The sequence below is a fragment of the Streptomyces sp. NPDC014733 genome (assembly GCF_043083385.1).
Taxonomy (GTDB): Bacteria; Actinomycetota; Actinomycetes; order Streptomycetales; family Streptomycetaceae; genus Streptomyces.
The window spans coordinates 68,471-76,144 of sequence record NZ_JBIBYO010000019.1 but is presented as its reverse complement, the minus strand read 5'-3'; the positions used below and the strand labels follow the sequence as shown (position 1 = coordinate 76,144).

The window sequence follows — 7,674 nt, the reverse complement described above, 5'->3', positions numbered from 1 at the left end:
GTTCGTCCATGAGGAGGACGGGTGGGTCGGCGGCGAGGGCGCGGGCGACGCCGACGCGTTGGCGCTGGCCGCCGGAGAGCTGGTCGGGGTAGCGGGGCCCGTAGACGGCGGGGTCGAGGCCGACGAGGTCGAGGAGGTCCGCCGCCCGCTGCCGGGCCTTCGACCGCTTCCAGCCGGTGAGCACCGGGACCGTCGCGGTGTTGTCCAGCACGGTCCGGTGCGGGAAGAGCCCGGTCTGCTGGATGACGTAGCCGATCCGCCGGCGCAGCCGGACCGGGTCCACGTCCGCGATGTTCTCGCCGCCGACGTGGATGGTGCCCTCGGTGGGGTCGATGAGCCGGTTGACCATCATCATCGTGGTGGTCTTGCCGCACCCCGACGGGCCGACGAGGGTGGCCAGTTCCCCCTCCGCGACCTCGAAGGAGAGACCGTCGACGGCGGTCGTCCCGTCCGGGTAGCGCTTGGTCACCGACGTGAAGCGGATCATCCGCCCATTCCAACCCACCGGGCCGCGCCGGTCCTCTCCTCCCGGCAATCGGGTGGGGCGGTCACCGGCGCACCCCGGGGAGGGACGGCCATCCGGGCCGCTGAGGGGCGTCTTTCCGCTCTTCGTGGGGGCGTGACGCCCGGCAATCGGGTGCGGCGGCCGGATGGGGCGCGGCGCGGGGGCCGTACGAGTTGCTTCGGCGGCGCCGCCTTTCCGCCTGCCGCGTCGGGCCCGCCCGGCGTGCTTACGATCGCGCCCGGCCTCCGGTCGGACGGGTGGAAGGGAACGCACGATGAGAGCCGTAGCAGTCAGCGCATTCGGTGCCGAGCCGCAGCTCATGGAGCTGCCCCAGCCCGAGCCAGGGCCGGGGGAGGTCCTGGTGCGGCTGTCCGCCGCCGGGGTCAACCCCATCGACTGGAAGATCGCGGACGGGATGTTCGGCGATGCCGTCAGCGCGTCGTTCCCGCTCGTCATGGGCGCGGACGGGGCGGGCGAGGTGCTGGCCGTGGGGACCGGCGTGCGGCGCTTCACGGCCGGGGACGCGGTCTTCGGCACGTTCCAGCGGCCGGAGCACGGCGGCGGTTCGTACGCGGAGCTGGCCCTCGCCGACGAGCAGTCCCTCGCGCACGCGGCCCGCAGCGTCACCTACGCGACGTCGGCGGCGGTCCCCACGGCCGGGATGACGGCGTACAACCTCGTGGAGGAGACCCGTATCGGGGAGGGCAGCTGGGTGCTGGTCGTCGGGGCGACCGGCGGCGTCGGCACCTTCGTCACCCAGATCGCCCACGGGCGCGGCGCCGAGGTCATCGCGACCGCCCGGCCGGTGATGGCGGATCTGATGCTGACCCTGGGCGCCGCCGAGGTCGTCAACCATGAGGCGGGGCCCGTCGCCGACCAGGTGCTGGCCGCCCATCCGGACGGCGTCGACGTCCTGATCGACCTGGTCAGCGACGCGGACGGGTTCACCGACATGATGCGGACGGTGCGGGACGGCGGGACGGCGGTGTCGACGATCGGCGCGGCCGACGCGGACGTCCTGACCGACCACAACCTCCGCGGCTTCAACTTCGTCAACCGGCCGTCCCCGCAGCTGCTGGAGATCCTCGCCGGACATGTCGACGCGGGCCGTCTGACGGTCCTGGTCGGCAGGGAGGTCCCGCTGGAGGAGGCCCCGGCGGCGGTGGCCGAGCAGCGCGCGGGCCGCGCCCAGGGGAAGACGGTGCTGGTGATGTAGCGCCCGGCGTCCGGCCGGTACGCACGGCCCGGTACGCACGCCACGCGGCCCCGCGGGAGCTTTCCGCGGGGCCGCGTGGCGTGTGGCGTGCGGCGTCCGCCGGACGTCCTCAGACGGCCCCGCGGCGCTTTCCCAGGGCGCCGCGTACGGCCCGCGCCACGGGGCCGCTCGCGGCGGCCAGCGCGGCGGTCGCCAGGGCTCCGCAGAGCAGCCCCGTGAGGCCCGTGTGCAGCGACGCCGTGAGCGCGTCCGTGTACGCGGCCGCCGCCGGGCGCGGGACCGCGTGCGGGAGCGCGTCCAGCGCCCGGGTGCGGGCCGGTGCGAGGGCCGCGGCGAGCGCGGCGGTGGCGGCGGCGCCGAGCAGCGCCGTGGCGGTCAGGGCGCGGCGCCGGCGGCGGGCCAGCAGGAGTCCGGCGGCGAGGCAGAGCGCGGCGGCCGGGGGCGCCGCCCGCGCCGTGGTCCGTACGGTCTCGTAGGCGGTGCGGGCCCGGGGCACGTCGGCGGCGGACAGCAGGACGATCTCGGTGCCGGTGTGCGGGACCCGGCGGGCGATGTCGATCCCCAGCCCGTTGGCGGAGAGCTGGTGTTTGACGCGCTCGATGACCGGGGCGACGTCGAGGCGGACGGGGGCGTCGCCGGAGGCGCCGAGGGTGGCGTCGAGCTCCTGGTGGGCGGTGCGGTGCACCTGCTGCCACACGGCGGGGAACGAGGGCCCGGTCACGACCTGCCGGACCTGCTTGTCGACGAATTCGCGGAGGCCGCGGGTGAACCGTTCGCGCAGCGCGGGGCGTTGCGGCCGGGGGATGGCGGACAGCAGCCCGTCGAGGCGGACATGGCCCATCACCCCGGTGGTGACGTCGTCGACGATCGCGTTCTGGATGGTGCGGTCGCGGGCGAGCGGCGCGACGGCGGTGACGTACCGCCCGGTGTCGGTGAGCTGGTCGCGCGCCCAGACACCGGCCAGGGAGACCGGTGCCAGCAGCGCGGCCAGGAGCAGCAGCACGGTGGCGGCGCCCGCCCGGCCGGGCCGCCGAGGGGCGCGGGGCGTTCCCTCGCGCGCCGTGCGGCGGTCGCTCGCACGCGGGGGTGCGCTCGCGGTCACGTCGTGCGCTCCTTCCGTACGGCGGCGGGCGGGGCCGTCTCTCAGGCAAGCGGGGCCCGCGGCCGACCGCGACCGGCGGCGGGGCAGACGGGTGAGCCGGGGCCCGCCGGCCGGCCCGGCCGGGGGCGTGCGGCGACCGGGCGTGCGCCGCCGGTCGGGGGCCGCGCGCCGGTCGGGGCGTGCCCCTCCGCCGTCAGGTCCGGGCCGTGGTGGCGCTCGGCGCGGGCGACGCGGGCGAGGCGGGGGGCGGCGGCCCGGTGGGCCCGCCGGGTGCCGCGGGCGCCGGGGGCACGGCGGGCGGGGCGGCGGACGGGACGGTTGCGGCGGCCGGTGCCGCCGGCGCTGCCGCCGCCGCTGCCGTGCGCCGCCGTCCCCGGCGCAGGAGTCCGGCGGCCGTGAGCAGCCCCGCGACGAGCAGCCACAGGGTCCAGGAGGTCCAGGACAGCCAGGGGTGGCCGGCGGCGCCGCCGTGGGTTTCGGGCAGGTCGTCGATGTCGCCGGTGCAGGCGGCGGGGGCGGCGACGCCCGGGGCGTGGACGCAGACGGTGGTGGCGGCGCGGAGCGTGCCGGGGGCGGCGGAGGGGCCGTCGGGGCGGTCGCCGAGGACGGCGCTGGCGGTCAGAACCCGGAAGGCGCCCGGGGCGAGGTCGGCGTGCCACACGGCGGTGTGGTCGTCGGTGACGCGGCCCTCGGGCGCGTCGGCGGACTCGGTGGTGGCGGGCAGCCGGGCCTCGATGCGGGCGCCGCGCAGCGGGGCGTCGCCGAGGTTGCGGACCGTGATGCGGTAGTCGAGCCGGTCGCCCGCCTCCGCCGCGTCGGTGCCGTCGCTGACCTCGACCGCCACCTGCGGCGGCGCGGGTTCCGCCGGGGGCCCGGCGGCCACGGCGCGTCCGGGGAGGGCGGCGGCGGTGCACAGCAGGGCGCTCAGGAGGAGGGTTCGCATCCGCCCATCCGAGCATCGCCCACCGCCCCCGGGGCCCCACCGCCACCGGGTCACGGCCACGGTTCACCCGCCCGGTGGCGGCCGGACGGCCGGACGCGACACGGGGGGCGCCACACCGGGCGCCGGACCGGGCACCACCCGGGGGCGGCGCCCGCCCTCCCCCGGGCAGCGGCCCGGTGGCCCCGCCGCGGACGACGAGCCCGCCGCGGCGGGGCAGGACGATCCGGCGCGCCCCGCACCCGTGTAGCGGGCCGGCCACTCCGCCGGCCCGCCCCCGATTGTTGGGCGCCCGGCCACCGCTTACGGTGCATACCGTCGAGGCACGGCCGTCGGCGGTGTCGCGGTGCCGGGCGGGCCACCCGGTGGCGCATCCTCGACAGCTCAGGTACCGGCACCGGAGGGCACTCCATGAGAATCCACCTGACCAGCGTGTTCGTCGACGATCAGGCGAAGGCCCGGCGTTTCTACACCGAGATGCTGGGGTTCGAGACGAAGCATGACGTCCCGCTGGGCGAGGGCGCGGACGCGGACCGCTGGCTGACCGTGGTCTCCCCGGAGGACCCCGACGGCACCGAACTCCTCCTGGAGCCCTCCGGCCACTCCGCCGTGCCGCCGTACAAGGCGGCGCTGTTCCTGGACGGCATCCCCGCCGCCTCGTTCGCCGTGGACGACGTGCCCGCCGAGCACGACCGGCTGCGCGCGCTCGGCGTCCACTTCACCCAGGAGCCGGTGACGACGGGCCCGGTCACCACCGCGGTCCTGGACGACACCTGCGGCAATCTGATCCAGCTCGTGCACAGCGCGTAGGGCGCGGGCGACACCTGCCGCGCCGCGCCCCGGGCCGACCGGGCGCCCCTCAGCCGCCGATCCGCCGGTGGAAGCAGACCCGGTCCTCCCCGGGCCCGTCGTAGTCCGCGTGCACCGGCAGCCCGCCGACGACCCGGTCCCCGTCGCCCTCCGGGACGAACCCCATCGCCTGGTGGAAGGCGAGCGAGGCGGCGTTCCCCGGGGAGACGATCGCGCGGACGCCGGTGCGGCCCGCCTCCGCCGCCCGGGCGAGGAACGCCGTGTAGAGCCGCCGGCCGACGCCCTGCCCCCGGAGCGCGGGATGCACCCCGACGAAGTGGATGTACGCGTCGGTGGTGTTCTCCGGCGCGTGGAAGCCGACGAGGAACGCCCGGACCCGGCCGTCCTCGCCGCCGTCCCCCGGCGCACCGGTCGGCTCCTCCAGGATCAGACTCGTCCGGGAGAAGAACTGGAGGAAGAGACGGGGCAGCAGGAGGGAGAGTTCGCGGGCCTGTTCCGGGGTGCGGGAGTCGCCCCACCAGGTCTGTACGCAGCGGACGAGCGTGGGGTGGTCGGTGACGCGGGCCGGGCGCAGGTCGAGCATGGCGTTCCCTTCCGAAGGCGGATGCCGGCGGGCCGTCGGGCCGGTGGTGCTGCCGACGGCGGAGGCGGGGCCGGTCAGTGGTGGTGCGGTCCCCGGCGGTGGATCGGGCCGTGGGCGTCCTCGCAGTGGCCGCGGCCGGGCGCCGCCTCGGGCGCGGGCCCGGAGCCGACGTGCAGCACGGTGTCGGCGTCCCGCTCCCCGACGTGGTCGACCTGGAGCGTGGCGTGGGTGATCCCGTACTCGGTGCTCAGCAGCTCCTGGAGGCGGCGGCGGACCTTGTGGCAGTCGCCGGACGGGGCCACCAGGATGTGCGCGGAGAGCGCGGGCTCCCCGGAGGTGATCTGCCACAGGTGCAGATCGTGGACCTCGGTGACCTCGTCCGCCGCGACCAGACGGTCACCGAGCGCGTCCGGGTCGACGCCGGCGGGCGCCGCCTCCAGGAAGATCCGCCCGGACTCGCGCACCAGCCCGTACCCGGCGCGCAGCATCAGCGCGACGACGACGAGCGTGGCGAGCGCGTCGGCGCGGGCGAAGCCGGTGGTCCACACGATGAGCCCGGCGACGGCGGTGGCGACGAAGCCGAAGAGGTCGGTCAGGATGTGCTGGTAGGCGCCCTCGACGTTGAGGCTGGAGCGGTTGGCGCGGGAGAGGAACCATGTCGCGATGAGGTTCACGACCACCCCCGCCAGCGCCGTGACCAGCACCAGTCCGCCGGTGACCTCGGGCGGTTCGATCAGCCGCCGCACCGCCTCGTACGCCAGCCACGCCGACAGCACCAGCAGCGTGATGCCGTTGGCCTGCGCGGAGAGGATTTCGGCGCGCTTGAGGCCGTAGGTGTAGCCGCCGCGGGCGGGCCGGGCGGCGAGCCGCATGGCGACCAGCGCGAGCACGATCGACGCCGCGTCGGTGAGCATGTGCGCCGCGTCGGAGAGCAGCGCCAGGGAGCTGGCGACGACGCCGATGACGACCTCGACCGCCATGAACGCACAGATCAGCACGAGCGCGGCGCGCAGCCAGCGGCGGTCGGCGTCCGGCGAGACGGTGTGCGCGTGGCTGTGTCCGCCGGGGCCGTGGCCGTGGGCATGGTCGTGGGCGTGCTCGCTCAAGGCGCGCTCCGTTCCGGGTCGTCGTCCTGGGGCGTTCATGCGCAGCAAAGCGCACTTTTTCCGCTCTTTCAAAGGCTGCATCGGTGACCGTTGTCATTCCCGTCCAACGGCGTAAAAGCGCAGGTCAGAGCGGTGGTTCCGACAGCCTCCAGCCGGACTGAAGCGCTCCGTTTCCGCCCGCGCCGCCGCCCCGCTCCACGCGCCCCCGCAGCGGCGCCCGGTACGCCTGCGGGACCCGGAAGCGGCAACTACATTGCGTCGCACTGTCGTTACGTGACGAGATGAGGAGGGGTGCGGATGCCACCGAGGAGGGCCATCAGCGGGCTCAGTCAGGACCCGGGGCAACGGTTCGCGGAGGAGTGCCGACGGCTGCGGCTGAAGAAGGGGTACAGCTTCCGCGAGCTGGGGGAGGTGATGGGCTGGGACGCCTCGCTTTTCGGGAAGATCGAAACCGGCCACACGATCGGCAGTCCGGATGTCGTCCAGGCACTGGACCAGCACTACGAAACCGGCGTTCTGCTGCTGACGCTCTGGGAGCTGGCGGCGGGCGACCCCCGGCGGTTCCGCGAGCGCTACCGCCGCTACATGAAATTCGAGGAGGAGGCGATCAGCCTCTGGCACCACGCGGTGAGCGTCCTGCCGGGCCTGTTGCAGACCGAGGCGTACGCGCGGGAGCTGCTGGCAGCGGGCGGCCTCACGGGCGAGGAGCTGGACCGCCAGGTCGGTGCGCGGATAGGGCGACGGGAGCGGCTGGACGGGGAGATGGCGCCGCGTTTCCGCACGATCCTCTCCGAGGCTGTGCTGCGGACGTCACTCCGGGACACCGCCGCCTGGCGGGAGCAGTTGGAGCATCTGCTGGAGATGGCCGACCGTCCGAACGTGATGATCCAGGTGCTGCCGTTCAGCGCTGGGCTGCATGGACTGGACAGCACCAGCATGATGTTTCTGCGGATGAGAACGGGGCCACGGTGGCGTACGCGGAGAACGCCTACCGCGGTGAACTCATCGAGGAATCAGGCCCTGTTGAGCGTCTTCAGCTCGCGTACGATGCGGTGCGTGACCTTGCGCTCACACCGCTTGAGTCGCGGAAGTTCATCATGCGGATGTTGGAGGAGTTGCCGTGCGATCCATCGACCTGAGCGCTGCGACCTGGCGCAAGAGCAGCTACAGCAACTCGGACGGCGGCGAGTGCATCGAGGTCTCCGACGACTTCCTGGCGTCGGCCACCTGGCGTAAGTCCAGCTACAGCAATTCGGACGGCGGCCAGTGCATCGAGATCGCCGACGGTCACCCCTCCCTCGTCCCCGTCCGGGACAGCAAGGATCCGCAGGGTCCGGCGCTGGTCTTCGAGGCGCCGGCGTGGGCGGCGTTCGTCGGTGCGGTGCGCGGCGGGGCGCTCGGCGCCTGAGGCG

The 7,674-nt window shown here is 75.1% G+C and carries 8 protein-coding genes and 2 pseudogenes; 5 read left to right on the top strand and 5 right to left on the bottom strand.

Annotated elements, in window-relative coordinates; all coding sequences use genetic code 11:
- Positions 1 to 487: ATP-binding cassette domain-containing protein (locus ACF1BH_RS28945; protein WP_391647241.1), on the bottom strand; the 487-nt coding region annotated here is incomplete at its 3' end.
- A gap of 292 nt (positions 488 to 779) precedes the next feature.
- Here ACF1BH_RS28945 and ACF1BH_RS28940 point away from each other — a divergent pair.
- Positions 780 to 1,721: an NADP-dependent oxidoreductase gene (locus ACF1BH_RS28940; RefSeq protein WP_391647239.1), complete on the top strand. Its 942-nt coding sequence runs from the start codon at positions 780 to 782 to the stop codon at positions 1,719 to 1,721.
- A gap of 109 nt (positions 1,722 to 1,830) precedes the next feature.
- Here the strand turns inward: ACF1BH_RS28940 and ACF1BH_RS28935 are convergent, their stop codons facing one another.
- Both ACF1BH_RS28935 and ACF1BH_RS28930 read right to left on the bottom strand, forming a co-directional pair.
- The gene (locus tag ACF1BH_RS28935) at positions 1,831 to 2,823 is read right to left on the bottom strand and encodes a hypothetical protein (RefSeq protein WP_391647236.1); all 993 of its coding nucleotides are present in this window, start codon (positions 2,821 to 2,823) and stop codon (positions 1,831 to 1,833) included.
- Positions 2,824 to 3,016: 193 nt separating this feature from the next.
- Positions 3,017 to 3,766, bottom strand: coding sequence for a hypothetical protein (locus ACF1BH_RS28930; RefSeq protein WP_391647234.1), 750 nt, complete (start codon positions 3,764 to 3,766; stop codon positions 3,017 to 3,019).
- Positions 3,767 to 4,174: 408 nt separating this feature from the next.
- Here ACF1BH_RS28930 and ACF1BH_RS28925 point away from each other — a divergent pair, with 408 nt between their 5' ends.
- On the top strand, positions 4,175 to 4,573 hold the full coding sequence (locus tag ACF1BH_RS28925) for a VOC family protein (RefSeq protein ID WP_391647232.1): 399 nt from the start codon (positions 4,175 to 4,177) through the stop codon (positions 4,571 to 4,573).
- Between the two features lie 49 nt (positions 4,574 to 4,622).
- Here ACF1BH_RS28925 and ACF1BH_RS28920 read toward each other — a convergent pair whose 3' ends face one another.
- Together ACF1BH_RS28920 and ACF1BH_RS28915 are read right to left on the bottom strand one after the other, a co-directional pair.
- Positions 4,623 to 5,156, bottom strand: coding sequence for a GNAT family N-acetyltransferase (locus ACF1BH_RS28920; RefSeq protein ID WP_391647230.1), 534 nt, complete (start codon positions 5,154 to 5,156; stop codon positions 4,623 to 4,625).
- 74 nt (positions 5,157 to 5,230) lie between these two features.
- Complete coding sequence (locus ACF1BH_RS28915) at positions 5,231 to 6,262, bottom strand: cation diffusion facilitator family transporter (RefSeq protein WP_391647227.1); 1,032 nt, start codon at positions 6,260 to 6,262, stop codon at positions 5,231 to 5,233.
- Positions 6,263 to 6,559: 297 nt separating this feature from the next.
- Here ACF1BH_RS28915 and ACF1BH_RS28910 point away from each other — a divergent pair.
- From ACF1BH_RS28910 to ACF1BH_RS28900, 3 genes and pseudogenes are all read left to right on the top strand, one after another.
- A pseudogene (locus ACF1BH_RS28910) lies at positions 6,560 to 6,718 on the top strand (helix-turn-helix domain-containing protein); the annotation flags it as partial.
- A gap of 129 nt (positions 6,719 to 6,847) precedes the next feature.
- A pseudogene (locus tag ACF1BH_RS28905) lies at positions 6,848 to 7,401 on the top strand (DUF5753 domain-containing protein).
- The gene (locus ACF1BH_RS28900) at positions 7,383 to 7,670 is read left to right on the top strand and encodes a DUF397 domain-containing protein (RefSeq protein WP_391647225.1); all 288 of its coding nucleotides are present in this window, start codon (positions 7,383 to 7,385) and stop codon (positions 7,668 to 7,670) included. The pseudogene ACF1BH_RS28905 and the gene ACF1BH_RS28900 overlap by 19 nt, the downstream one beginning before the upstream one ends.
- Positions 7,671 to 7,674 lie beyond the last annotated feature (4 nt).